The following is a 24305-nucleotide window of genomic DNA, read 5'->3' on the forward strand; positions in this document are numbered from 1 at the left end:
TCAGAAGACCGATCGCGCGGGCGCGCACTCGGCGCCGAGTTCCAGCGCTTCCTCGCCCATCATCGAGCGCCATGAAGCGGTGTCCGATGCCAGGTCGATCACGATGTGAGCGGGCACCGGTCCGATCTGCCTGCCGGCGTTGAACACCCAGGTGGGCCCGATGCGGTCGGCCCAGGCACCCGCCGGCTTGAACGGCGGCTCGTGGACATGGCCGGTCAGCACCAGTTCGGGTCGGTAGCTGGCGATCCAGCCGGCGACATCGGCATCGCCGTAGTGCCGCTTGCCGGTCCAGCAGGTGGGCGAGCCCAGCGGTGGCCAGTGATAGATCCAGACCCAGCGGGCAGGGCGGCGCTGCGCATCCGCGGCGAGTTGCCTTTCAAGCGCCGTGCGGCCTGCCGGTCCGTCCCACCAGGGGCAGACCGTGATCAGGGTGTCGCCGATCGTCAGCGAATCGCCGTCGGTGAAGACGCCGTTGCGGCGGCTCTCCGGCAGCCAGAGTGCCGCCCGCTCACCGTGCCGGTCCGACCCGGTCAGGTCGTGGTTGCCCGATGCCAGCACGAGCGACATCCCGGGGTTCATCAGCGAGAAGTAGCGAAGCAGGACGACCGACTGCGCGTCGAGCGACACCGGCGAGCTCACGTCCAGGTGATCGCCGGCGATCACCACCAGGTCGAAGGACGGCGCCACCCGGACCACCCAGTCGAGCTGGGGCAGGGTGTAGTGCAGGTCGGAAACGAGGAGGATGCGCACGGCAAGGGCGGCAGCGGCGGAGCTCGCATTGTGGCGGCTGGAATGCCTTGGCGATGCTCTTTTCGCGGCCTTCCGGGTAGCATCGACGGATGCCTGAATTCACGCTCCTGAATGCCGCGATCACGACGTGTATTGCCGCAGGCGTCATGACGGTCGGCTTTGCCGCGCGAGAGACGCGCTGGGGCACGCCCCTCATGATGTTCGGCATTGTCGGATTGCTGGCGATCATCGGGTACGGCATCGTGGACCTGGTCAGTTTCTGATCGTCCAGGTCCGGGGCCCAAGGCAAGCGGTCAGATCACGCCTTGCGCCAGCATCGCGTCGGCCACTTTCACGAACCCTGCGACGTTGGCTCCGTTCACGTAGCTGACCGTGCCGTCCTCGCGACGGCCATGCTGGAGGCAGGCCTCGTGGATGCTGCGCATGATGCCGTGCAGCCGCGTGTCCACTTCCTCGCGCGGCCACGAGATCCGCATGGCGTTCTGGCTCATTTCGAGGCCGGAGGTCGCCACGCCGCCGGCGTTGCTGGCCTTGCCCGGCGCGAACAGGACACCGCTGCCTTCGAAGGTGCGGATCGCGTCCATGGTGGAGGGCATGTTCGCGCCCTCGGCCACGCAGCGCACGCCGTTGCGGACCAGTGTGGCGGCATCCTGGCCGTCGAGTTCGTTCTGCGTCGCGCAAGGCAGCGCGACGTCGACGGGGATGTGCCAGGGGCGCTTGCCGGCATGGAACTCGGCGCCGACCCGGCGGGCGTACTCGTCGACCCTGCCGTACAGATGGTTCTTCACTTCCATCAGTTGGGCCAGCTTGTCCTGCGTGAAGCCGGCTTCGTCGTAGACGGTGCCGCTCGAGTCGGACACCGTCACCACACGGGCGCCCAGCGCCATGGCTTTCTCGACCGCGAACTGGGCCACATTGCCTGAACCCGAGACGCCGACCCGCAGCCCTTCGAGCGTCTGGCCCTTCTGTCTGAGCATCTCTTCGGTGAAGTAGACGGTGCCGTAACCCGTGGCTTCGGGCCGCATCAGCGAACCGCCGTAGCTCAGGCCCTTGCCGGTGAAGACGCAGTCGGCGTTGTTGCCGAGCTTTTTCATCATGCCGGCCATGAATCCGATCTCGCGGCCGCCGACACCGATGTCGCCGGCCGGGACGTCCCGGTCCGCGCCCACGTGGCGGAACAGTTCGCTCACGAAGGCCTGGCAGAAGCGCATGACCTCGCCGGGACTGCGCCCTTTGGGGTCGAAGTCGGAGCCACCTTTGCCGCCGCCCATGGGCAGCGTCGTCAGCGCATTCTTGAAGGTCTGCTCGAAGGCGAGGAACTTCAGGATCGACAGGTTGACCGAGGGGTGGAAGCGCAGTCCGCCCTTGTAGGGGCCGATGGCCGAGCTGTGCTGGATGCGGTAGCCGCGGTTGACCTGCACCTCGCCGTGGTCATCCACCCAGGAGACGCGGAACATGATGACCCGCTCCGGTTCGATCAGGCGATCCAGCAGTCCGTGCTCTGCATACCTGGGATGCCGCTGGATGTACGGCCACAGGCTTTCCGTGACCTCGGCAATGGCTTGCAGGAACTCGGGCTGGCCGGGATTGCGCGCAGCGGCGCCGTGCATGAACTCTTCGGACGATTTGTATTTCATTGGCTAGGGAACGATGCGGATCGCGTGGACGGTGGACAGGGGGCTCAAGATCTTATCGAGGTCCCCAAGCGCCGCTGCCAAAGACCGGGTTTGGATCGCGCCCTTGCAGGATCGTTGAGGATGTTTGCACGATCCTCCGGCTGACCCTCGGGAGTCGAGACAAGCGCTGTCGAGATGCCTAAGCTTCGCTCCATGTTGACATCCACCGCCAATGCACTGCGCAGCGATCGCCCCGTCGATCAACTGCAGACCACCGTCATGAGGGCCGAACTGGCCGCGATGATCGACCGCATCACCGTCATCGACGGTGCCCACGCGACGGCGATTCCGCGCCTGACCCTCGCCCGGGCTTCGCTCATGCAGCATCCCGTTCACGCGATGCACGAACCCGCCTTCTGCGTGCTGGCGCAAGGCAGCAAGCGGGTGCTTCTCGGCGACGAGGTCTATATCTACGACAGCAGCCAGTACCTGGTGGTGTCGCAGAACCTGCCCGTGTCGGGGCAGATCATCGACGCTTCGCCGGAGGCGCCGTACCTGGGCCTGCGCCTGAGCTTCGACGTCAAGGACATCACGGCGCTCGCACTGGAGCTGCAGCTCGGCGAGACGCTGCCGAAGCGGGCGTCGCAGCGCGGCATCTTCACCGGCGAGCTGTCCACCACGCTGCTGGATCCGGTGCTGCGGCTGGTCAGGCTGCTGGACTCGCCCGAAGATGTGCCGGCCCTGGCGCCGCTGGTCACGCGCGAGATCCTGTACCGCCTGCTGAGGTCGGCCGATGGCTGGCGCCTGGCGCAGATGGCCGTGGTGGACAGCCACAGCCAGCGCATCGCGCAGGCCATCAGCGTGCTGTCGCAGCGCTTCCAGGAGCCGCTCCGGGTCGAAGACCTGGCGGACGAAGTCCACATGAGCGTGTCGTCGCTGCACCAGCATTTCAAGGCCGTCACCGCAATGAGCCCGCTGCAGTTCCAGAAGCAACTGCGCCTGCAGGAGTCGCGCCGCATCATGATCAGCGAACACGTGGACGCAGCCACCGCCGGCCACCGCGTCGGCTACGAGAGCCAGTCACAGTTCAACCGCGAATACAGCCGCTTCTTCGGCCTGCCTCCCGCGCGCGACGTCAAGCGCTTGCGCGAAAACCAGCTCGGCCGTTCAAGCACCTGAGGACCTCATGAAGATTCATCTCAAACTGAATGGCCGGGTGATTCCGGCCACCCTGGAAGACAACGCCACGGCACATGAATTCATCTCCATGCTGCCGCTGACGATCACGATGCACGATCTCTTCAAGAGAGAGAAATTCGGCCCGCTCCCCGGCGCCATCTCGGGCCAGGGCACGCATACCCGGTCCTACGAGGTTGGCGACCTGATCTGCTGGGCGCCCGGCCCCGACGTGGCGATCTTCTACCGTCATGACGGCCAGACGATCAGCGGCGCGTGCCACGTCCTCGGCAAGCTCGACTTCGGGGCGGAGGCGTTCGGCGTGCCCGGCCCCATCGAGGTGACGATCGAAGTGCCGGCGCCGCAAATCCGGGTCAAAGAAGATCTTCGTCGACCAGCGTCGCGAGCATCGAGAGCCGCAGCCGCCGTCCCCAGGTCGAGTCCGGCTCGCCGGCGTGCACGACCGGGTTCCGGCCGTTCTGGTCGACCCACTGAAGGCGCCGCCGGTCACCCGTGTAGCGGACCTGGTAGCTCTGCGGCATGCGTTCGTTGCGCAGGAGTGTCGTGACCTGGCCGGCCAGCACCGGGCTGTCGACGATGAGGCTCATCTCCGTGTTGTAGCGCGCCGAGCGGCGGTCCATGTTCATCGATCCGATCGAAAGCCAGCGCTGGTCCACCACCGCGAGCTTGGCGTGCAGGCGGCCGAGGGAGCCGTGGGGGCCTTCGGCGATGGACGTCCGTTCATCTTCGTCGTCGTCCGGCATCAGCTCGTAGAGCGCAACGCGCATCTTGAGCAGCGCCACGCGGTGGCGCGCATAACCGTAGTGGGCGAGCGGCTCGTCCGTCGTCGCCAGCGAGTTGGTCATGACGGACACGCTCACCTCGCTGTCGGCCGCTTGCTGGAGGATCTCCATCGTGCGGCGGCCGGGGATGAAGTAGGGCGACGCCAGGAGCACTTCCGAGCGCGCCGACTGCAGCAGGTCCAGGTTGCCGTTCATGACCACGCCGTCGGAGAGCAGTTCGTTGTCCGCATCGGCCTTGCGCGGCGCATCGGCCACCACACGCACTGCCGCCATGTGCAGGTCCACGCGGCCGGCGGCGAGTTGCGTGGCGACGCTGCCCTGGCCCAGCGAGTCGCGTGCCGCGACAGGCATCGTCACTGCACCGGCTTCGCGCACGGACTGCTCGAAACGGCGCCGTGCAACCGCTGGGTCGACACCCGGCGCGGCGAGTTTCTCGATGGGGTAGGCGTGCCGGCTGTTCCAGTAGGCGTCAAACACTGCGGCCATCTCCGGCACCACCGGGCCCGTGGAGAGCATGTCCATGTCGATGAAGTTGGCAGGTTCGCTGCGGCCGAAGTACTCGTCGCCGATGTTGCGGCCACCGCTGACGGCGAAGGCGTTGTCCACGATGAACAGCTTGTTGTGCATGCGCCGGTTGATGCGTGAGAACTCGTGCATCGAGAGCAGAACGCGCGAGCGGACGCTTCCGTCGCGTACGGGCAGCGGGTTGAACATGCGAAGCTCGACCTGGGGCTGGGCGGCGAGGCCGGCCAGCAGCGCGTCCTCGCCGTTGGCGTGCAGGTCGTCCAGCAGGATGCGGACCCGCACGCCACGGGCGGCGGCGTCGCTCAGCTCCCGCAGGAACTGCCGCCCTGAAGCGTCGTCGGCGATCTGGTAGTACTGCGCGTCGATCGACTTCTCGGCGGCGCGGGCCAGGGCGATGCGCGCCTCGAAGGCCTGGTCGCCGGCCGGCAGCAGGCGCATGCCGGAGAGCTGCGGGTCGGCGCCGGCGGGCATCGATGCCGCCGCCACGGTGGCGAGGCGGGTATCGGCCACGTCGGTGATCGTCTGGGAGGCGGGCCGGTGGAGGTTGTCCGGGAGGCTGGCGCAACCCGAGAGCATGCCCAGCAGCACCACCGCGAAGACAAGGAGCGCCACGCCGCCTCGGGCCTGGGCGAGTCCGATCTCCATCAGGCGCATGCCGATGCTGTGGGCGATCAGCATGGGGCAGCGTTTGAGGAGGGTCTTCATGGCGGACTCGGACGGTGCGGAGATGTGAGATCAGTTCTTCCCTGGTTGTAGGACGGAATCTATGCAAGGTGCATCGTTTTCGCGAGGAAACAGTGCGCAGCGCGCAAGTGACATAGGTCACATCCGGCCCCGCGCCGTCTCATAATCGTTCGATGAGCTCCGCCGACGAAGGCCCAGACGACCGCCTGCCGCAGTCCCTGCTCGACGCGATTGCGCCGCGCGGGCACACACGCTCATTCCCGGCCCACGCCATCCTCATCAATGAGGGGGATACGACCGATTCGCTCTACATCGTGCTCAGCGGCCGGGTGAAGGTCTACGCCAGCTCGGACGACGGCCGCGAACTGGTGCTCACCGAGTACGGCCCCGGCGGCTATTTCGGCGAGTTGTCCATCGACGGCGAAAGGCGCTCGGCATCGATCAAGGCCATCGAAGCGTGCACCTGCCGGGTGGTGCAGGGATCGGAGCTGCGCCAGTTTCTCGCGGAAAGCCCCGATTTCGCCTTCCACCTGACTCGCAAGCTGATCCGCATGGTGCGTCGGCTGACCGAGCAGGTTCGCAGCATCGCCCTGCAGGACGTCTACGGGCGGATGGTGCGTGTGCTGACCGAGCTGTCCGAGCCCGTCGGCGATGAGCGAGTGCTGCGCCACAAGCTCACGCAGAAGGACATCGCCGACCGCGTCGGTTCCTCACGCGAGATGGTGAACCGGGTGATGAAGGAACTCACCGCCGGCGGCTACGTCGGGCAGCGCGACGGGCGGATGGTGATCCTGAAGAAGCTGCCAGCGTCCTGGTAGGCAGCGCCTTTTGTGATTGAAGCTAGCCGTTGGCGGCCGCCGCGACGGCGTACACCTCGACCGCCGCCGCCTTGCCCCGGAACGAGGCCGGCCCCAGGGAGTCCGTCGCGATGCGGCCATCGAGCGCGGCGAGGGTCGCGGGATCGATCAGGATCGTTCGTTTGGCGAGCTTGGTGTGCTCCTCGAGCCGCGCGGCGAGGTTCACCGTGTCGCCGATGCAGGTGTAGGTCGCGCGCTGGTGCGTGCCGGTGTAGCCCGCCACCATCTCGCCGGAGGCGACGCCGACACCGATGCGGATCGCAGGCTTGTTCGCCGCTGTGCGCTCGATGTTCAGCAGCTCGATCATCTCCACCATGTCGAGCGCCGCGCGCACCGCTGCCGCGCCATGGTCGGGCAGCGGCAGCGGCGCGCCGAAGATCGCCATCAGTCCGTCACCGATCATCTGGTTCACCACGCCACCATGGCCGTTGATCGCATCGAACATCAGCGTGTAGTAGGTGTTCAGCAGCTCGATGGTCTCTTCCGGCGGCTGCGACTCGACCAGCGAGGTGAAGCCGCGGATGTCGCAGAACATCACCGTGGCCTGCACCCGCCGTCCGCCCAGCGCGAAGCCGGATTGCTGCAGGTCCTGTGCGACCTCGGAAGTGGCGAAGCGGCGCACCATCTCTTTCTGCTGGTCGCGTAGGCGCTTCTTCTCGAGGCTCGCGCCGATGCGCGCCTTCAGCAGCACGGCGTTGACGGGCTTGTGCAGGTAGTCCTCGGCGCCGAGTTCGATGCAGCGCGCGATGTCGGCCACGCCTTCGAGCGAAGACGTCACGATCACCGGCAGGTCGCGCAGCTTGACGTCGGCGGTCAGGTGCTCCAGCACCTCGAAGCCGGTCATCTCGGGCATTTCCATGTCCAGCAGCATCAGGTCGAAGGCGTCGCGCCGCAGCATCTCCAGCGCGATGCGGCCGTTTTCGGCGCACTGGACGCTGTGGCCCTGGAGTTCGAGGCTGCGCGTCATCAGCAGGCGATTGACCTTGTTGTCGTCCGCCACCAGCAGGCGGGCCGGCGCGTGGCGCAGATCAACCATGGCTCAGCTCCTGGAGGGCGGCGGCGACGCGGTCGTATTCCTGCGTGAGTGCATCGAGCGCGTTCGATTGTTGGGCCGCCGCGAGGCCGCCGAGTTCCTGCTCGCGCGCCATGGCGCCGAGAGTGAGGGCGCCGAACGTGAGGCTGTTCGATTTCAGCGAATGTGCCGCGCGGCGAAAGGTGTCGGCGTCGCCCGCGGCGAGCGCATCGCGAAGCTCCTGCAGCATCGCAGGGGCTTCCTCGAGAAAGGTCTGCACCAGCTCCTTCACGAAGTCGGCGCCTGCGGCTTCCTGCAACTCCGAAAACGTTGCAAGGTCTACCGTCACATTGCTCATCTCATCGGTCCTTTCGTGCGGGCACGGCGTTCAGTGCCTCGACCAGTCGATCGACGCGAATCGGCTTGGTCAGGTAGTCGTCCATTCCGGCGTCCATGCACATCTCGCGATCGCCTTGCATGGCATTCGCCGTCATCGCCACGATGCGCGGCCTGGAGGGGGCGTCCAGCAGCGTGCAGATCTGCCGCGTCGCATCCAGGCCATCGAGCTCGGGCATCTGCACGTCCATCAGCACCACATCGTAGGCCTGGCGCTGGACCGACTCCACCGCCTCGATGCCGTTGGAAGCCAGGTCGGCGCGGTAACCCATCTGCTGCAGCAGGCGCAACGCGAGCTTCTGGTTCACGGCGTTGTCCTCGGCCAGCAGGATGCGCAGCGGATGGCGCGCGGCCATGGAGGGGTCGATCTGCGGCTTGGCGCCGGCACCGGTGGCCGGCTTTGCGGGCGCGTCGTGGGCAAGCAGGCTGACCAGCGTGTCGAACAGCTGCGATTGGTGAATGGGCTTCGACAGGTAGGCATTGAACAGCGATCCGGTGTCGCCGGCTTCGCGCCGGCCCATCGAGCTGAACAATACGAGCGGCAGCGTCTTGTGATTTGCGCGGATGCGTCGCGCCAGGGCGACCCCGTCCATCTCCGGCATGTGCATGTCGAGGATCGCCAGGTCGAAGCGTTCGCCTTGTCCAAGCCGGCGCACGGCCTCGGCCGGCGATTCGGTGTCTCGCGGGTCCATGCCCCACTTGGCCGCCTGCAGCGCGAGCACGCGGCGGTTGGTGGCGTTGTCGTCGACGATCAGCAGGCGCTTGGCCTTCAGCTCCGACTGCACCCCGATGAACTCGCGCCGTGCGCTCGGCGGCAGTTGGGCGATCGGCACCTCGATGGTGAAGAAGAAGGTCGAGCCTTTGCCCGGCCCGTCGCTCTCGACCCACATGGTCCCACCCATCAGTTCGGCCAGCCGCTTGCTGATGGCGAGCCCGAGGCCGGTGCCGCCGTACTTGCGCGTGGTGCTGGAGTCGGCCTGCGAGAAGGACTGGAACAGCCGGCCCATGCCTTCCGCCGACAGGCCGATGCCGGTGTCCCGAACGGCGAAAGTCAGGGCGGCCTTGCCGGCAGCGGCGGGCTCCGCGCTCACGGTCAGCACGACTTCGCCGGTCTCGGTGAACTTGACCGCATTGCTCAGCAGGTTCAGGAGGACCTGTCGCAGCCGCGTGAGGTCGCCGCTGATGGCGGGCGGCACGTCGCCCTCGAAGACATAGGCGGTGTCGAGGTCCTTCTCGGTCGCGCGCGTGCTGACGAGGTCGAGCGCCGTCTCTACGCAGTCGCGAAGATCGAAGGGGTGTTCCTCGATGTCCATGCGGCCGGCCTCGATCTTCGAGTAGTCGAGGATGTCGTTGATGATGGTCAGCAGCGCATCGCCGGAATCTCGGATGGTCGCGGCATAGTCCTGTTGCTCGGTGTCCAGCGCCGTGTCCAGCAGCAGGCCGCTCATGCCGATGACTGCGTTCATGGGCGTGCGGATCTCGTGGCTCATCATTGCCAGGAACGCACTCTTCGCGTCGTTGGCGGCTTCGGCTGCGGCACGCGCCTCGCGGGTCTCGTTGAACAGGCGCGCGTTCTGGATCGCGATCACGGCCTGGTCCGCAAACGTCTTCAGCAGCTTGATGTCCTTGTCGGCGAACGGGCCGGGCGGCTGCCGCGTGACGTGGATCGAGCCGATGTAGCGGCCCTCCCAGAGAAGCGGAGCGATCATGATCGCGTAGGTGCCGATGACCTTGGCGATCTCTCGCATGAACGGCGGCAGGTCCGGTTCGGCGAGCGCGTCCGGAACATGGAGGACCTCGGGCCCGCCCATGGACAGTCCCGTGGACGAGCGGTCGATGGGGCGGGGGTAGAACCGCTCGAGTATTTCGCGCGCCGAGCCCCGGTGGGCGCCCAGGTGCACCAGCCCGTCCGCACCGAGCAGGGAGATGCCCATCTGGCGACCGGAGAACAGGCGCTGGCAGCTTTCCAGGATCTTCTCGAACACGGGCTGCGCGTCTTCCATGGAGCCGCTGATGACCTGCAGCACTTCCGATGTCGCGGTCTGCTGCTCCAGTGCTTCGCGTGTCTCGTTGAACTGGCGCGTGTTCTCGATGGCGATCACGGCCTGGTCGGCGAAGGTCCGTGCGAGCTTGGTTTCCTGGTCGCTGAACGCTCCCGTGGTGTCCCGGAGGACGACGATCGATCCGATGGCCTTTCGCTCCTTCATCAGCGGGACGAAGAGGCCCGAGCGATAACCCAGCGCCACCGCGAGGTCCTTCATGCGTGGGAACTCCTCGACGCTTGTCCGGGTGTCCGCCACGTTGATGACGCGCGCGTCGATCATGCAGGCGCCGGCGCCGCTGCCGCGATCGAATGGCCACGGATTCAGGAAGCCGCCCTGTCGCTCGCCGCGCGTGCCGTCGTCGGCAAAGGCCACGGTCTCGATCATGCCGTCGCGCGGCATGCAGAACGCGACTGCGCGGCCTTCGAACAGGCGCTGGCAAGCCTGCACGATGGCATCGAAGACCGGCTGCGTCTCGGTTGGCGAACTGCTGATGACCCGCAGGATCTCGGCAATGGCCGTCTGCTGCTCCAGCGCTTCGCGGGTTTCGTTGATGAGCCGCACGTTCTCGATCGCGATCACCGCCTGGTCGGCAAAGGTCTGCACCAGGCCGATCTCCACCGGCGCGAAAGGCCGCACCCGGTTGCGCAGCAGGGCGATCACGCCGATCGACTGGCCATCGCGAAGCATCGGCACCGCCAGGACCGTGCGAAAGCCGTTCCGTGCCTGGAGTTCGCGCACGTCCGGGTACTCGGTGTCCATGAGGGGCACCACGTCCTCCACATGCACGCAACGGCGCTCCAGGAACGCGCGGCCCGCGATCGACCCGGCACGCAACGGCAGCTCCACGCCCATGGCGCCATCCTGGTACGCCGGTCCGTAGCTCGTCATCGCGCGCAGGCTGCCGTCGACCGCGAGCCACACCCGGCTGCCCTCGGCGCGGCACAGGATGCCGGCGCGCTCGGCCACGGTGTCGAGAACCGGCTGCACGTCCGTCGGCGAGCCGCTGATGACCTTCAGTACTTCGGCCGTGGCGGTCTGGCGCTCCAGCGCCTCGCGGGTCTCGTTGATGAGCCGCATGTTCTCGATCGCGATCACGGCCTGGTCGGCAAAGAGCTTGAGCAGGTCGATCTGGCGTTGCGGCGTCACGCCGGGTTCGGGCCACGCGGTGGAGATCACGCCGATCGGCTCTCCGTCCTTGAGCATCGGCGCAGAAATGATCCGCCGCCAGTTCCCGGTGTTCGCCAGTTGGCGGTCGTAGTTCGGCTCCGACCACGTGTCCTGGATGCTGAGCGCCTTTCGCTCCCGGATGACGCGCCCGGTCAGCTGCTGCAGGTTGGGAGGAGCCGGCCATATGGCGCGCGCCGATGCCAGCGCCGATTCGGACCAGTTGCGAGTCGCGGCCAGGTGAACAAGGTGGCCGTCGTAGCTGAAGATGGCCGAGGTCGGGCTGCCGAACAGCCGTGTCGCGCAGTCCAGGATGGCCTCGAACACCGGCGTGACATCGGTCGGCGATTCGCTGATGACGCGCAGCACGTCGCTGACGGCGGTCTGGTAGTCGAGCGACTCGGTCAGCTCGGCCGTGCGTTCCTCGACCTTGTGCAGCGCCTCCTGCGTCTCGTTGAAGAGGCGCGCGTTCTGGATCGCGATCACCGCCTGGTCGGCAAAGGTCTTGAGCAGCGCCCGTTCGCTGCGCCGGAACGGGCCGACCTCGCTGCGCTGCATGCTCAAAAGGCCGATGCCGCGGCCTTTCCACATCAGCGGCGCGGCCACGTTCGCGAAACTCTGTCCAAGCTGCAGCGCATTGCGGCGCAGCACCGGCGGCGCCAAGGGGTCATTCAGGACGTCGGCGAACTCCACCAGGTCGCCGCTGCGGAACGCGAGCTCGGCCGAGGTGTCGCCCGGCGCCGCCGGGTAGCTGGCTTGCATCACGGGCTGGAGCTGGGCGGCGCGGGCCTCGCCGATCGTTGCCCGGCCGGCGGCCGTCATCATCCAGCGCGTGAGCGCGAGCCGACCGTCGTCGTCGACCATCATCAGCGCGAAGGAACTGACGTCGAACAGCCGTTCGCAGCACTCGAGGATCTTGTCGAACACCGGGCCGGGATCGGCGACGGAACTGCCGATCACCCGCAGCACTTCGGCGGTGGCGGTCTGGTGCGCCAGGGTTTCCTGCGTTTCGTCGAACAGGCGCGCATTCTCCAGGGCGACGCCCATGCTCGCGGCCACCGTTTCGAGGAGTTGGATGTCATCCGCCCCGAATGCGTATTCGCGTTCGTGGTTCTGCAGCCCGATGGCGCCCAGGACCCGGTCGCTGCCGATGATGGGAACGGCGGCGATCGAATGCGCCCAATCGGTCCCCGGCGAGGGCTTGAGACCGGCTTTCGTCTGCTCCGCGCGCGTGTTCGCCACGCGGACCTGCCGGTCGAGCAGGATCTGTTCGAGCACCTCGCCGGACCTCACCGGGCGTGCCGGCGGCAAGGGTAGCGGCAGGTTGTGCTCGTAGCGGTAGAGCGCCTGTACGAGGTTGGCCTTGTCGTCCCACCACAGGATGTTGACGTCGCCGGAGTCGAACAGCTCGCGCAGCTTGTCGCCCACCATGTGGATGATGGCATCGAACGGCAGCCGGGCCGCGATGCCCTCCTGGATGCTGTCGATGAGGGTGAGCGCACCGGCGCGCTGTGCGAGCTCGGCGCTGCGCTCTGCCAGCCGATGCTCCACGTCTTCGCGGGAGCGGATGTTGGACAAGGCTACAGCGGCCTGGCTCGCCAATGCGGCCAGCAGGTCGTGGTCGGTGTCATGGAACCGGCCGACGGCGCCTTCGATGTCGACATAGAGGAAGCCGAGCAGCTCGTCGCGCGTCATCAGCGGTGCGATCAGGCAGGAGCGTTGCGCAGCGGGCTTGGCGCCGCCGGGCCCGTGCCGCAGGCTGGAGCTGCGCGTGCGGCGGGCTTCGGCAAGCCAGGGTTCGATGGCGCGGAGCAGGGTGGCGGCATCCTCGCCACGCGGCAGCATCGCGCCGGCGATCCGCAGTCCGTCGCCAGCATCGAGCACGAGCAGCACCCGTTGCGCACCGCCGAGATCGCTCGCCTCGTGGAGCAGGCATTCGTGCAGTTCGCTCTCGCTGCGCGCCCCGTTCAGGCGCAGGCCGCTGTCGACCAGCCGCGCGAAGGGCTCGCGCGGGTCGGCATCGGCGCGCAGCGCGTGCATCGACAGTGGCCGGGACCGGGACTCTGCCATGGGGCATTCGCTCCTGCGATCAAGGGGGTGATGCGCGGAGGGCGCGCACCGCGTGGAGTCTAGCGAAGCGGCGGGAAGATGCGCAGCCCCCGATCAGGTGACGAACAGCCGCTGCACCAGCCCGCGCAGCCAGATGTTGGATGCGTCCTGGTGAAAACGCCGGTGCCAGAACTGGTGCACCTCGACCACGGGCGCCTTGAACGGCGGGTCGACGATGCGGATGCTGGCGTAGCGCATGCAGATGTTCGCCAGATCGCGCGGCACCGTTGCGACCAGATCCGATGCCTCGATGATGGGCAGCAGGCTCATGAAATGCGATAGCCCCACCAGCACTCGCCGCTTCAGCCCCCGGCGCTGCAGGAACTGGTCGAGCAGGTGCTCGCGGCCGTCGGGGCTCACCACCGCGTGGGAAGCGGCCAGGTAGGTCTTGAGGGTCAGGCGCTCGCCGATGGCCGGATGGTCGCCGCGCACGATGCACACGTAGTCGTTGCGAAACAGCTTCTGCAGGAAGAAGCCGGCCTTCTGCAGGTCCGGCAGGTAGCCGATGGCGAGTTCGGCCGCACCGGTTTCCAGCGCTTCGGCCGCCGTCTGGCGCGGCATCGAGAGCGTACGCAGGTCGCAATGCGGCGCCTCCCGGGCGAAGGCAGCCAGGATGCGCGGCAGGAAATGGACTTCGGCGATATCCGGCGTGACGAGGGTGAACACCTTGCTGGCCTGCAGCGGCTCGAATCCGGGCGCCGGCAGGATGTCGGCCTTGATGGTTTCGATGACGCGCCGCACCGCACCGTCCAGCTCGGCGGCGCGCGGGGTCGGCTGCATGCCGGCGCCGGTCTTCACGAACAGGGCATCGTTGAACAGCAGCCGAAGTCGCGAGACGGCCGCGCTCATGGCCGGCTGGCTCAGGCCGACGGCCTCTGCGGCGCGCGTGACGCTGCGGTGCTCCGACATGGCGTGGAACGCCACCAGCAGGTTGAGGTCGACTTGCCTGATATCCATGCCATGGATTCTATGTATACGCCAAATCCACTTCATCAATGGAGCGGCGCTGCCTAGACTTCGCCTCCAACAGCCCGCCGACGTGGTCGCGACGGGTGACAGGAGACAACATGATTCAGATCCGTCGGGGCGCAGGGCATGGCTGAAGGCACACCGCGCCTACGCTGCGCATGCGGCGGTATCGACGTGCATGCGCACGTGGTGCCGGCCGAGCTTCCGGCCTACCTCGGCAGCAAGGTGCCGGCGCAGTGGCCTTCCACCGCGCTCGCGCCCGATGCAGGGGGTCTGTGCCATCGCCACGTGATGATCGCCGGCAAGAACTACCGCACGGTCTCGGAAAAGTGCTGGAGCGTGACGCGCCGGTTGGCCGATCTGCCGGACATGGGGTTGGCGCACCAGGCCATCTCGCCGATGCCGGAACTGCTGTCGTACTGGATGGAGCCGGCCGATGCACAACAGCTTCTGCGCTACCTCAACGAGCAGATCGCGGTGATGGTGGCCGAGTCGGGCGGCGTGCTGATCGGCATGGGCGCGGTGCCGCTGCAGGACATCGACCTTGCCATTGCCGAGCTTCGGCACGCCGTCGGGACACTGGGATTCGCGGGCGTCGAGATCGGCAGCAACGTCAACGGCACGCCCATCGGCGACCCGCGCTTCGATCCCTTCTTCGAGGCTTGCGAGGCGCTGGATGCGGCGGTGTTCGTGCATGCACTCAAACCGACCGGCATGGACCGCCTGGTGGGCCCGGCGCCTCTGCAACAGGTGCTCGCCTATCCGACCGATGTCGGGCTGGCGGCTGCATCGGTCATCACCGGCAATCTGTTGATGCGCCGGCCGAAGCTGCGCATCGCCTTCAGCCACGGCGGCGGCACGCTCGCGATGCTGCTGCCGCGCCTTCAGCAGGGGTGGGGCGTGTTTCCGGCGCTGAAGGAGCAGCTGCAGGCATCGCCTGTCGAGCAGGCCCGCCGCCTGTTCTACGACACGCTGGTATTCGACACGGCCACGTTGGCGCATCTGGTGGCGCTTTTTGGCGGCACGCAGTTGATCGTCGGCACCGACTACCCGTTCAATTTCCACGAGCATGCGCCGCTGGCGCGGATCGAAGCGGCCGGCCTGGGAGCCGACGCGGCAGACCTGTTGATCGACGGCAATGCGCGCCGCTTCCTCGCGCGTGCCTTCGCATCGACAAAAGCATTAAAGGAGCGCCCATGAGTTCACCCTGGATCAGCGGCCTGCGCAGCGTCGCGCTCGACGTGCCCGACCTCGAGCGCGCCGAGGATTTCTATACGCGCGTCTGGCATCTGCAGGTCGCGGCGCGCACTGACGATGCGCTCTACCTGCGCGGGACGGGTGCCGACCATCACCTGCTGGCGCTGCACCGCGGCGGCGCGGCGTGCGCGATCCGGCATGTGAGCTTGCGGGCGCGCAATGCGGAGGCCTTGCAGGCCGTGGCCGAGGCGGCTGTGCGTGCTGGAGGCCGGATCGTCGAAGCGTCTGCGCCTATTTCGGAGCCCGGCGGCGGCATCGGACTCACGCTGCGCGATCCGCACGGCCGCTTGCTGCAAGTGGTGCACGGCGATGCCCTGCACGCCGATGCGCACGGGGCCGAAGACCAGCCGATCCGCCTCGCGCATGTGGTGCTCAACAGCCATGACGTGGCCGCCACGCAAGCCTTCTTCGAGCAGGCGCTGGGATTCCGGCTGGCCGATCGCACGCGGATCATGGCCTTCCTCAACTGCAACGCCGACCACCACAGCGTGGCGCTGGGCGACACCGACAACGATGCGCTCAACCACATCGCCTTCGTGATGCCCGATCTCGAATCGGTGATGCGTGGCGGCGGCCGAATGAAGGATGCAGGCCACGAGATCGAATGGGGCCCTGGCCGGCACGGACCCGGCGACAACGCTTTCAACTACTTCATCGGTCCCTTCGGCGAAGTGATCGAGTACACGGCCGAGGTCGAGCAGATCGACGACAGCTACGTGGCGGGCGGTCCGGCCGACTGGACCTGGCCGCCGGGCCGCGTCGACCAGTGGGGCATCTCGCAACCGCCCTCGGCGCGCCTCAAGGAAGCGCAGCGACAGGTTTTCTTCATCCCGACTCCGGAGCATTCATGAAATTCACCACTTTCCTGCACAACGGGGCCGCGCGCCTCGGCGTGGTCGATGGCGACCACCTCATCGACCTGCAAGCGGCGCAGCCGCAAGTGCCGTCGGACTTGCGCGCTGCGCTGGCGGCAGGCGTCGATCTCTCGGCGGCGGCACAGGCCGCCATCGCATCGAGCGCGCCGCGCATCCCGGTGGCCGGCCAGCAGTTCGCGCCGCTGGTGCCCGAGCCGGGAAAGATCATCTGCCTCGGCCTCAACTACTTCGACCACGCGAAGGAGGGCGGTCGCGAGAAGCCCGAGTACCCGTGGTTCTTCTTCCGCGGTGCGACCTCGCTGGTGGCGCATGGCGCGCCGGGCATCCTGCCGAAGGTGTCCGGCAAGTTCGACTACGAGGCCGAGCTGGCGCTGGTGATCGGCCGCCGCGTGCCGCGCCATGTGTCGCAGGAGGACGCACCGGGCTACGTGTTCGGCTACACCTGCTTCAACGACATGTCGGTGCGCGACTACCAGAAGCGCACGCCGCAATGGACCATCGGCAAGAACTTCGACGGCACGGGCGGCTTCGGCCCGGTGCTGGTCACGTCCGATGAACTGCCGGCCGCAGCCGCGGGCCTGAAGATCCAGGGTCGCCTCAATGGCGAGGTGATGCAGAGCGCCAACACGACCGACATGATCTGGGGCGTGGCCGAGACCATCTCCCTGCTGAGCGACGTGCTCACGCTGGAGCCCGGCGACGTGATCGTGATGGGCACGCCGGCCGGCGTGGGCCAGGCGCGGACGCCGCCGGTGTGGATGAAGGCGGGCGACACCTTCGAGGTCGAGATCGAACGCATCGGCACGCTCGTGAACCCGATCCGCGCCGAGGACTGAAGGCATGGCTTCATCTCTGCAGCGTGGCGTCGACTCCGACGTCGCGGTGGTCGGCTTCGGCCCGTCGGGCGCGGTGGCGGCGGGACTGCTCGCGGGCATGGGACTGCGTGTGTGGGTGTGCGACCGTTCTCGCGAGGTGTATGACAAGCCGCGCGCCATCGCCGTGGACCACGAGATCCTTCGCGTGTTCCAGCAACTCGGCGTGATGGACGCGGTCATGCCGCACCTGGAGCCCTTCACGCCCTCGGAGTACTTCGGCGTGGACGGCCAGCTGATCAAGCGGCTGACCATGGTCGCACCGCCGTACCCGCTGGGCTACACGCCGTCGAACGTGTTCACGCAGCCGCCGGTCGAAGCCGCGTTGCGCGCGCAGGTGCAGGCGCATGCCAACGCCACGGTCGCGCTCGGGGTCCAGGTGATGTCGCTGGATCAGGACGGGGAGGGCGTCACGCTGCAGTGGCGCCGCGACGACGGGGAAGAGGGCAGCACGCGTGCGCGCTGGGTCGTGGCATGCGACGGTGCGTCGAGCAGCGTGCGCGAGCAGGTGGGCATTGCGCTGGAGGACCTGTCCTTCGACGAGCCGTGGCTTGTAGTGGATGTGCTCGCCAATGAACGCGGCCTGGCGAAGCTGCCCACGACCAGCGTGCAGTACTGCGAGCCCGATCGGCCCTGCACGATGGTGATCGGCCCTGGAAATCACCGGCGCTGGGAGATCTCGCTCAAGCCCGGAGAGGATCCGCAGAAGGTCGTCGAGCCGGCCGAGACGTGGAAGCTGCTGTCCCGCTGGCTGACGCCGGAGGATGGAATGCTGTGGCGGCAGGCGAGCTACCGCTTTCATGCGCTGGTGGCCGACCGCTGGCGCAGCGGCCGGGTGTTCGTCGCAGGCGATGCGGCACACCAGCAGCCGCCCTTCCTGGGCCAGGGCATGTGCCAGGGCGTGCGCGATGTCGCCAACCTGGCCTGGAAGCTCGCCGCGGTGTGCCATGGCGAAGTGCGCGGTGCGGCGGCCGAGGCATTGCTCGACAGCTACGGGATCGAGCGCGCGCAGCACGTGCGCCAGCTCACGAGCCGCATCAAGGGCATCGGCGCCGTGATCTGCGAGCGGGACGAAGCCAGGGCGCGCGAGCGCGACGCCCGCATGCTGGCCGAATGCGGCGGCGTGGTGCGCGATATGCCGCGGCAGGACGTGCTGCCGGGGCTCGAGGGCGGACTGTTGTCACCCCTGGCGCATGGCGCCAACGGCACGATCTTTCCGCAGCCATGGATCGAGCAGGGCGCGGAGCGCGTGCGATTCGACACCCTGGCCGGCAGCGGCTGGTGGCTGGTGCTCGACCCGGCCTTCGACGCCCTCGATGCGGCGGCGCTGGCGCGCGGCGTGCCTTCCATGACTTGCCTGCGCCTCGGCGACGCACTTCGGGAGACCGAGGGCGTGGCCGCAGGCTGGTTCCGCCGCCACGGCTGCCGCGCCGCCATCGTGCGACCCGACCGCTATGTGTACGGCGTGGCTTCCAGCGCCGCGGAACTCGACGTGCAACTGGGCGCGCTCGCCGCCCGGTTTGGCTGAACGCTCATCCCATTCAAAACAACGGAGACAAAAGTGATGAACAGAAGAAGCTTTCAACTGACGCTCGCGGCGGCTGCACTGGCACCCCATGCATGGGTGCGTGCGCAGGAGCCCTGGCCCGGCAAGCCCATCAAGGTGGTGCTGTCGCAGCCGGCAGGCTCCGGCCCCGACAACATCGCGCGACTGCTGGGCGACGGGCTTGCGCAGTCGATCGGCCAGCCCTTCGTGATCGACAACAAGCCGGGCGGCCAGAACGTGATCGGCGCGCAGGCGGCCAAGCAGTCGGCGCCCGATGGCTACACCTTCTACTTCGCGACGACGGCCGCGCTGGTGACCAACAGCTATCTGTTCAAGACACTGCCGTACGACCCGCTGAAGGATTTCGTGCCCGTGGCCTTCGTCGCCAACAGCCCGTTCGCGCTGCTGGTGAGTGCCGATTCACCCATCAAGTCGGTGGAGGAACTGATCGCACGCAGCAAGGCGGAGCCGGGCAAGCTGTCGCTGGCCAACGAAGGCCCGCGCACCTTCGGCGGGATGATCGCGCGCCTGTTCAACGCACGCGCCAAGGCCGGCGCCAACCTGGTGGCCTACAGCTCGATCGGCACCGGCGTGCAGGACCTCATGGGCGGCCACTCGGAAGCGCTGGTGGCCGATGTGGCATCGACCGCGCAACTGGTGCGGCAGGGGCGCCTGCGCATGCTCGCCGTCACCTCGCCGAAGCGCATCGCTGGCTGGGACCAGGTGCCCGCGCTGGCCGAGACCTTGCCTGGCGTGGACATGGTGGGATGGCTGGCGGTCGTTGCGCCGGCAGGCACGCCGGCACCCATCGTCACCCGCATGAACACGGGCATCAACGCCATGCTCGCGAACCCGGCCTTTGCCGAGAAGCTGCTGGCGATCGGGCCGATTGCGGCGCCGCCGCAGTCCCCCCAGCAGTTCGATGCCTTCCTGCGCGAGGAGCACCGCCGCCTCGGGCTGATCGCCGCGGAGATCGGCTTGCTGCCGGAGTGAATTTCGCGGTGGCGTTCAGCCGGGCTCGAAGCCGGCCGCCTTGACGCCGGCCATGCAGATCGCCTCGTCTTCGTCCCCGGTGCCGCCGCTGGCTCCGACAGCGCCGAGCACCTTGCCTTGCGCATCCTTGATCAGCACGGCGCCGGTCTGTGGCAGGAAGCGTCCTCCCGAGGTGGCGGCCAGCGACACGAAGAAGTTCGGGTTGCCCTTCGCGCGCTCGCCGAGCGTGCGGCTCGACACGCCCATGCCGACCGCGCCCCAGGCCTTGCCCTGCGCCACTTCGAAACGGAACATGCTGGCGCCGTCTTCGCGCGCAAAGGCCTTGAGGTGGCCGGCATCGTCGAGCACCACCACGCCCATGGGCTGGTAGCCGGCCTGCTTCGATGCGGCGAGGGCGGCGCTGATGATCTGGTTGGCCTGGTCGAGTGTGAGTGAGGTCATGGTGCGCGATAGGTGTGGGGGTAGGGAGGAATTGTCAGGTTGCGGGCGTCGGCCGCGTCAACGCGTCGAAGCCGAAGCGGTTCATGCTGCCGAAAGCCGGGCCGGCAGGGTGCGGCACGAATCGGGTGTGGCAGTCCAGCACGGCCGGCAGGCCCGACGCGAGCGCACGCGCCATCGCGGGCGCCACGTCTTCTGATCGAGTGACCGCCTCGCCGAAGCAGCCGAAGCCGCGCGCGATGGCGGCGTAGTCCGTGCCTTCCAGGGCGGTGCCGAACTCGAAGTCCAGTTGCGCCTTCTGGCCGGAGCGGATGATGCCCCACGAGGCGTTGTTGTGGACGATGGTGAGCACGGGCAGCCTGGCGCGGCGTGCCGTGTCGAGTTCGTTCAGCGTGAAGCCGAAGGAGCCGTCGCCGGTGATGTGGACCACCGGCCGCGTGGGGTGCTGCAACTGCAAGGCCATGGCATAGGGCAGGCCGAACCCCAGATGGCTCATGCCGGGCTCGTGCAGGCGCGTGCGCACCTCGCTGACCGGTGTGAAATCGTTGCTCCAGAAGGTCGTGTGGCCGCCGTCGAACACCGCGAGGGCATCGGCGGGCAGGGCATCGGCAATGGCCTTGGCAAGCGCTGCGGGATGCATCGGCTCCGTCGTCTCGCCCGCCATCGCCGCCAACCTTGATTCGTGGCCGGCGCGTACCGCTCGGATGCGCTCCAGCCATCCGGCCTCGGCGCCGGGTGCGGGTTGACCATCCAACGCCGCGAGCAGGTCTTGCAGTGCCAGCTTGGCATCGGCCTGCATGGCCACTTCATGCAAGGCCGGCTGGCCGAGCGCGGAAGGGTCGATGTTGATGTTGATGGTGCGGTGATGCCGCCGCGCAAAGGGGCCGCGGTCGTCCCACATCCAGGAGGAGAAGCGGCACCCGATGCTGAGCACGACGTCGGCGCCGTCGAAAGCCGCGCGTATCGCATCGCCGGCGATCAGCCCGCCATGGCCAATGAAGTGCGGGCTGTCGCTCGCGATCACGCCGAGCGCCATCTGCGTCGGCACCACCGGCGCGCCGAGGCGACGCGCCATCTCGCGCACGAGTTCCGCCGCGCCGCTGGTGACGACGCCGCCACCGGCGACCACGACCGGGCGCCGGGCCTGGCGAAGCAATTGCGCCGCATCCTCGACCGCCGATGACGAAGGCCGCGGCATGGTCGTGGCGCGGTAGCGGGACGGCGCGAGATCGAATTCGTCATCCGCGAATTCGGCTGCGGCCGACAGCACGTCCTGCGGCACATCGAGATGCACCGGACCCGGCCGGCCCGAGAGCGCTTCGCGAAATGCACGCCGCGTCAGTTCCGGCATGCGCCGCGGGTCATGCACCACCGCGTTCCATTTGGTGAGCGGTGCCAGCACGGCACGCGTGTCGAGATCCATGAACATGCCGCTGTGCGGGTAGGCCGCGGCGCGGTGCTGGTTGGTCGTGATGGCCAGCAGCGGCAGGTTGTTGTTGAGCGCGACGCCCATGCCTGATGCCAGGTTGAGCCCGCCCGGACCCATCTCGCCGATGGCAACGGCCATGCGGCCAGAGCCGGCATGCACCGCCGCGGCCATCATCGGGCCGGTCGCTTCATGCCGCACGCCGACGAAGCGCACCGCCTGCTGTTGCGACAGGGCGTGCATCAGCGGTGCGAGCTTTCCGCCGACGATGCCGAAGGCGAACGGAACCTGTTCCGCCGCCAGGACGCGCACCAGGGCCTGGGCGCCAGTCAATCGAAGCACGGGATCAGTCCTCCGCCGTGAAGCCGGTGGCACGCACGATCGGGCCCCAGCGCTCGTAGTCCGCCTTGACGCGGCGTGCGAATTCCTCTGGCGACTGATGCACCGGCTCCAGCCCGTAGGTGGCGAGGGCGGCGATGAAATCAGGCGCCTGCAATGCCTCGCGCACCAGTGTGTTGAGGCGCTGCACGGTGGCCGCGGGTGTCCTGGCTGGCAAGAACCAGCCCAGCCATTCCTGCACCGCGATGTCCTTGTAGCCCTGCTCGACGAGCGTCGGCACCTCGGGCAGGAAGGGCGAGCGCTGCGCACTGGTCACGCCGAGCGAGCGCAGCTTGCCCGAGCGGATGTGCGGCATCACCTCGCCGACCACGTTGAAGCTCACGGGCACCTGTCCGCCCATCACGTCGTTGAGAAGCGGCGCGCCGCCGCGATAGGCCACGCTGGTCATCTCGATGTCGGCCGCCTTCTGCAACATCATCCCGGCGAAGTGAAGCGCCGAGCCCGCTGCCGGCACGCCATAGGTCGCCAGCTTGGGATTGGCCTTGGCCCACTTCACGTAGTCGGCAACCGTCTTGATCTCGGCCGGCAGGCCGGGACCCGCCGTGAACGAGAACGCATAGGTGACGGTGGATGTGACGGGGGCGAAATCGACCAATGGGTCGTAGTTGAGCTTCTTGTAGGTGTGGGGGTACAGCACCATGGGCGAACTGGGAATCTGCAGGATCGTCAGGCCGTCCGGTGCGGCGCGCTTGACGTATTCCACCGCGATGCGGCCGCCTGCGCCGGTGCGGCTTTCCACCGTCAGGCTGCTCGCATAGTGGCCGCGCAGCTTCTCCGCGATCGGTCGTGCCACGTTGTCGCCCATGCCGCCGGCCGGAAAGCCCGACACGATGGATGCGTTGCCGTTGAGTTGGGCCAGCGCCTGCCGCGGCAGGCCCAGGGATGCAAGGGCCGAGAGCCCGGCGCCGCGCAGCAGCACCTCACGCCGATTCCACATGGTCTGTCTCCTGTCTTGTAGTGCGTGAAGCTTAGGCAGTCCTCCGTGGCAGCGCCATGGACGAAGGAGCCTGGGCCATGTAGATTTCCGGCATCCTGATGGATCCGCCATGCCCGCCACACCGCTTCTCGTCGTTCCGTTTCGCGAGGTCCGCCACTTCGGCCCCGAAGACAGCCTGCACGTCGAGGCGATCCGCGTGCGCGCCAGCCAGCATCAATGGACGATTCCGGCACATCGCCACGAAGGCCTGCACCAGTTCCAGTTGCTGACCGAAGGCGCGATGGTCGGCATCCTCGATGGCGAGCGGCATGCCTTGAAGGCGCCGGCCGCGGTGATGGTGGCGCCGGGCGTGGTGCACAGCTTCGTGTACGAGCCCGACAGCGCAGGCTCGCAAGTTACCGTGCCGAGCGAAGCGCTGGCGTCGCTGTCGGCGCATTCGCCCGCGATCGGGCAGCGGCTGTCGCAGAAGCTGATCCTCGATGAAGCGGCTTTGGGTGCGGGCCTGGCCGATTGCGCGCAGCGCTTCGCGATGCTGGGCGACGAGTTCATGGCGCAGCGCGCCGGCCGGGCCGAGGCACTGCAATCGCATGTCATCCTGCTGGCGCTGTGGTTCCTGCGACATCAGGAAGCGATCAGCGGCAGCGGCCGCCTGCGCGCATCGCGCGACACCCTGGTGCAGCGCTACCGTGGGCTCGTCGAACTGCATTTCGCGGAGCACAGGCCGCTGGGTTTCTACGCCGGGTCGCTCGGTGTGACCGCGGACCACCTGAGCCGCGTATGCCGCGCGACGACCAGCACTGGTGCGCTGGAGCTTCTGCATGCACGCGTCGCGCTGGAGGCCAAGCGGATGCTGGCGCACTTCGACCTGACCGTGGCGGACGTGGCGGAACGACTCGGATTCGACGACGTCGGGTATTTCAGCCGCTTCTTCAAGGCGACCACGGGGAGCGCGCCGTCTGCTTATCGGGAGGCGCTGGCCGAGGGGCTTGCGGCTGCGCCGCGTCGAGCCCGCTCACTGGGGTGAGTCGCCCGTGAGCGACGGGCCCGACGAGCCGGTTCGCCGGCCACGGTCCCGACCAGCTGGCCGACCACCAGCCGAACCTGCGATCGCAGCACGGCAACGGCGCGGCGATCACCTGCCAGGTGCTTCAGCAGGCACTGCTGGAACAAGCCGTCGAACATGGCGTACGCGACGCTGCTCGGAACGCGCACCGGCGCACCGGCGAGATCGGCGAAGCGAGACAGCACACGCCAGATCATCCGCTCGAGGCTCTTGTCGATCTCCGCGACATCGGCCCGGAACGCCGGCTCGAACAAGGATTGCGCCCGCAGGTCGTACCACAGCCGATGCATGCTCGCATCCTTGCGGACGGTTTCGGCCAGGCCGGCCGTGAACCCTTCCATCAGTTCGTCGAATGAAGCCGCTTCGGCGGTGACCTCGTCGTAGCGCGTCACA

20 protein-coding genes and 1 pseudogene are annotated in these 24305 nt (G+C 67.7%); 10 read left to right on the forward strand and 11 right to left on the reverse strand.

The window, feature by feature from the left end:
* Nucleotides 1–750 carry a metallophosphoesterase family protein gene (locus QTH90_RS02415; protein WP_286662936.1) on the reverse strand — a complete coding sequence of 250 codons (750 nt, stop codon included), beginning with the start codon at nucleotides 748–750 and terminating at the stop codon, nucleotides 1–3.
* An 89-nt stretch (nucleotides 751–839) separates the two neighbouring features.
* Between QTH90_RS02415 and QTH90_RS02420 the strand changes: the two genes are divergently transcribed.
* Nucleotides 840–1013 (forward strand): hypothetical protein, encoded by a 174-nt coding sequence (locus QTH90_RS02420; protein ID WP_286662937.1) that lies wholly within the window; start codon nucleotides 840–842, stop codon nucleotides 1011–1013.
* 30 nt (nucleotides 1014–1043) lie between these two features.
* Here QTH90_RS02420 and gdhA read toward each other — a convergent pair whose 3' ends face one another.
* Nucleotides 1044–2387, reverse strand: a complete 1344-nt coding sequence (gdhA, locus tag QTH90_RS02425) for an NADP-specific glutamate dehydrogenase (protein WP_286662938.1) — start codon at nucleotides 2385–2387, stop codon at nucleotides 1044–1046.
* A gap of 192 nt (nucleotides 2388–2579) precedes the next feature.
* Between gdhA and QTH90_RS02430 the strand changes: the two genes are divergently transcribed.
* Together QTH90_RS02430 and QTH90_RS31510 are read left to right on the forward strand one after the other, a co-directional pair.
* Nucleotides 2580–3545, forward strand: coding sequence for an AraC family transcriptional regulator (locus tag QTH90_RS02430; RefSeq protein WP_286662939.1), 966 nt, complete (start codon nucleotides 2580–2582; stop codon nucleotides 3543–3545).
* 7 nt (nucleotides 3546–3552) lie between these two features.
* Nucleotides 3553–3882, forward strand: a pseudogene (locus QTH90_RS31510) (cyclophilin-like fold protein); the annotation flags it as partial.
* Between the two features lie 34 nt (nucleotides 3883–3916).
* On the opposite strand, the gene QTH90_RS02435 reads toward QTH90_RS31510, so the two are convergent.
* On the reverse strand, nucleotides 3917–5575 hold the full coding sequence (locus tag QTH90_RS02435) for a phospholipase D-like domain-containing protein (RefSeq protein ID WP_286662940.1): 1659 nt from the start codon (nucleotides 5573–5575) through the stop codon (nucleotides 3917–3919).
* A gap of 152 nt (nucleotides 5576–5727) precedes the next feature.
* On the opposite strand from QTH90_RS02435, the gene QTH90_RS02440 reads away from it, so the two are divergent.
* A complete protein-coding gene (locus QTH90_RS02440; RefSeq protein WP_286662941.1) occupies nucleotides 5728–6372 on the forward strand; it encodes a Crp/Fnr family transcriptional regulator in 645 nt (214 codons plus the stop codon).
* A gap of 22 nt (nucleotides 6373–6394) precedes the next feature.
* On the opposite strand, the gene QTH90_RS02445 is transcribed toward QTH90_RS02440, so the two are convergent.
* The 4 genes from QTH90_RS02445 to QTH90_RS02460 all read right to left on the reverse strand — a co-directional run bounded on the left by QTH90_RS02445 (nucleotide 6395) and on the right by QTH90_RS02460 (nucleotide 14094).
* Nucleotides 6395–7447, reverse strand: a complete 1053-nt coding sequence (locus tag QTH90_RS02445; protein ID WP_286662942.1) for an adenylate/guanylate cyclase domain-containing protein — start codon at nucleotides 7445–7447, stop codon at nucleotides 6395–6397.
* On the reverse strand, nucleotides 7440–7781 hold the full coding sequence (locus tag QTH90_RS02450; RefSeq protein WP_286662943.1) for an Hpt domain-containing protein: 342 nt from the start codon (nucleotides 7779–7781) through the stop codon (nucleotides 7440–7442). Before QTH90_RS02450 ends, QTH90_RS02445 begins: the two co-directional genes overlap by 8 nt.
* 1 nt (nucleotide 7782) lies before the next feature.
* Nucleotides 7783–13098 carry a GAF domain-containing protein gene (locus QTH90_RS02455; protein ID WP_286662944.1) on the reverse strand — a complete coding sequence of 1772 codons (5316 nt, stop codon included), beginning with the start codon at nucleotides 13096–13098 and terminating at the stop codon, nucleotides 7783–7785.
* A gap of 93 nt (nucleotides 13099–13191) precedes the next feature.
* Nucleotides 13192–14094: a LysR family transcriptional regulator gene (locus QTH90_RS02460; RefSeq protein ID WP_286662945.1), complete on the reverse strand. Its 903-nt coding sequence runs from the start codon at nucleotides 14092–14094 to the stop codon at nucleotides 13192–13194.
* A 138-nt stretch (nucleotides 14095–14232) separates the two neighbouring features.
* On the opposite strand from QTH90_RS02460, the gene QTH90_RS02465 reads away from it, so the two are divergent.
* The 5 genes from QTH90_RS02465 to QTH90_RS02485 are packed head-to-tail and all read left to right on the forward strand — an operon-like array spanning nucleotide 14233 to nucleotide 19649.
* Nucleotides 14233–15306: an amidohydrolase family protein gene (locus QTH90_RS02465; RefSeq protein ID WP_286662946.1), complete on the forward strand. Its 1074-nt coding sequence runs from the start codon at nucleotides 14233–14235 to the stop codon at nucleotides 15304–15306.
* Nucleotides 15303–16214 (forward strand): VOC family protein, encoded by a 912-nt coding sequence (locus QTH90_RS02470; protein WP_286662947.1) that lies wholly within the window; start codon nucleotides 15303–15305, stop codon nucleotides 16212–16214. The genes QTH90_RS02465 and QTH90_RS02470 overlap by 4 nt, the downstream gene beginning before the upstream one ends.
* Nucleotides 16211–17074: a fumarylacetoacetate hydrolase family protein gene (locus QTH90_RS02475; protein WP_286662948.1), complete on the forward strand. Its 864-nt coding sequence runs from the start codon at nucleotides 16211–16213 to the stop codon at nucleotides 17072–17074. The genes QTH90_RS02470 and QTH90_RS02475 overlap by 4 nt, the downstream gene beginning before the upstream one ends.
* A 4-nt stretch (nucleotides 17075–17078) precedes the next feature.
* A complete protein-coding gene (locus QTH90_RS02480) occupies nucleotides 17079–18638 on the forward strand; it encodes a bifunctional 3-(3-hydroxy-phenyl)propionate/3-hydroxycinnamic acid hydroxylase (RefSeq protein ID WP_286662949.1) in 1560 nt (519 codons plus the stop codon).
* A gap of 36 nt (nucleotides 18639–18674) precedes the next feature.
* The gene (locus tag QTH90_RS02485) at nucleotides 18675–19649 is read left to right on the forward strand and encodes a Bug family tripartite tricarboxylate transporter substrate binding protein (protein ID WP_286662950.1); all 975 of its coding nucleotides are present in this window, start codon (nucleotides 18675–18677) and stop codon (nucleotides 19647–19649) included.
* A gap of 15 nt (nucleotides 19650–19664) precedes the next feature.
* On the opposite strand, the gene QTH90_RS02490 is transcribed toward QTH90_RS02485, so the two are convergent.
* Genes QTH90_RS02490 through QTH90_RS02500 form a run of 3 tightly spaced genes read right to left on the reverse strand, consistent with a single transcriptional unit; the run spans nucleotide 19665 to nucleotide 22849 of the window.
* Nucleotides 19665–20090 (reverse strand): GlcG/HbpS family heme-binding protein, encoded by a 426-nt coding sequence (locus QTH90_RS02490; protein ID WP_286662951.1) that lies wholly within the window; start codon nucleotides 20088–20090, stop codon nucleotides 19665–19667.
* 34 nt (nucleotides 20091–20124) lie between these two features.
* Nucleotides 20125–21855: a thiamine pyrophosphate-binding protein gene (locus QTH90_RS02495; RefSeq protein WP_286662952.1), complete on the reverse strand. Its 1731-nt coding sequence runs from the start codon at nucleotides 21853–21855 to the stop codon at nucleotides 20125–20127.
* A gap of 4 nt (nucleotides 21856–21859) precedes the next feature.
* A complete protein-coding gene (locus tag QTH90_RS02500) occupies nucleotides 21860–22849 on the reverse strand; it encodes a Bug family tripartite tricarboxylate transporter substrate binding protein (RefSeq protein ID WP_286662953.1) in 990 nt (329 codons plus the stop codon).
* 109 nt (nucleotides 22850–22958) lie between these two features.
* Between QTH90_RS02500 and QTH90_RS02505 the strand changes: the two genes are divergently transcribed.
* A complete protein-coding gene (locus tag QTH90_RS02505; protein ID WP_286662954.1) occupies nucleotides 22959–23873 on the forward strand; it encodes a helix-turn-helix domain-containing protein in 915 nt (304 codons plus the stop codon).
* Here QTH90_RS02505 and QTH90_RS02510 read toward each other — a convergent pair.
* Nucleotides 23810–24304: a TetR family transcriptional regulator C-terminal domain-containing protein gene (locus QTH90_RS02510; protein WP_286662955.1), complete on the reverse strand. Its 495-nt coding sequence runs from the start codon at nucleotides 24302–24304 to the stop codon at nucleotides 23810–23812. The two genes, QTH90_RS02505 and QTH90_RS02510, sit on opposite strands and share 64 nt — an antisense overlap.
* Nucleotide 24305 lies beyond the last annotated feature (1 nt).

The sequence above is a fragment of the Variovorax flavidus genome, from assembly GCF_030317145.1.
Classification (GTDB): domain Bacteria; phylum Pseudomonadota; class Gammaproteobacteria; order Burkholderiales; family Burkholderiaceae_C; genus Variovorax; species Variovorax flavidus.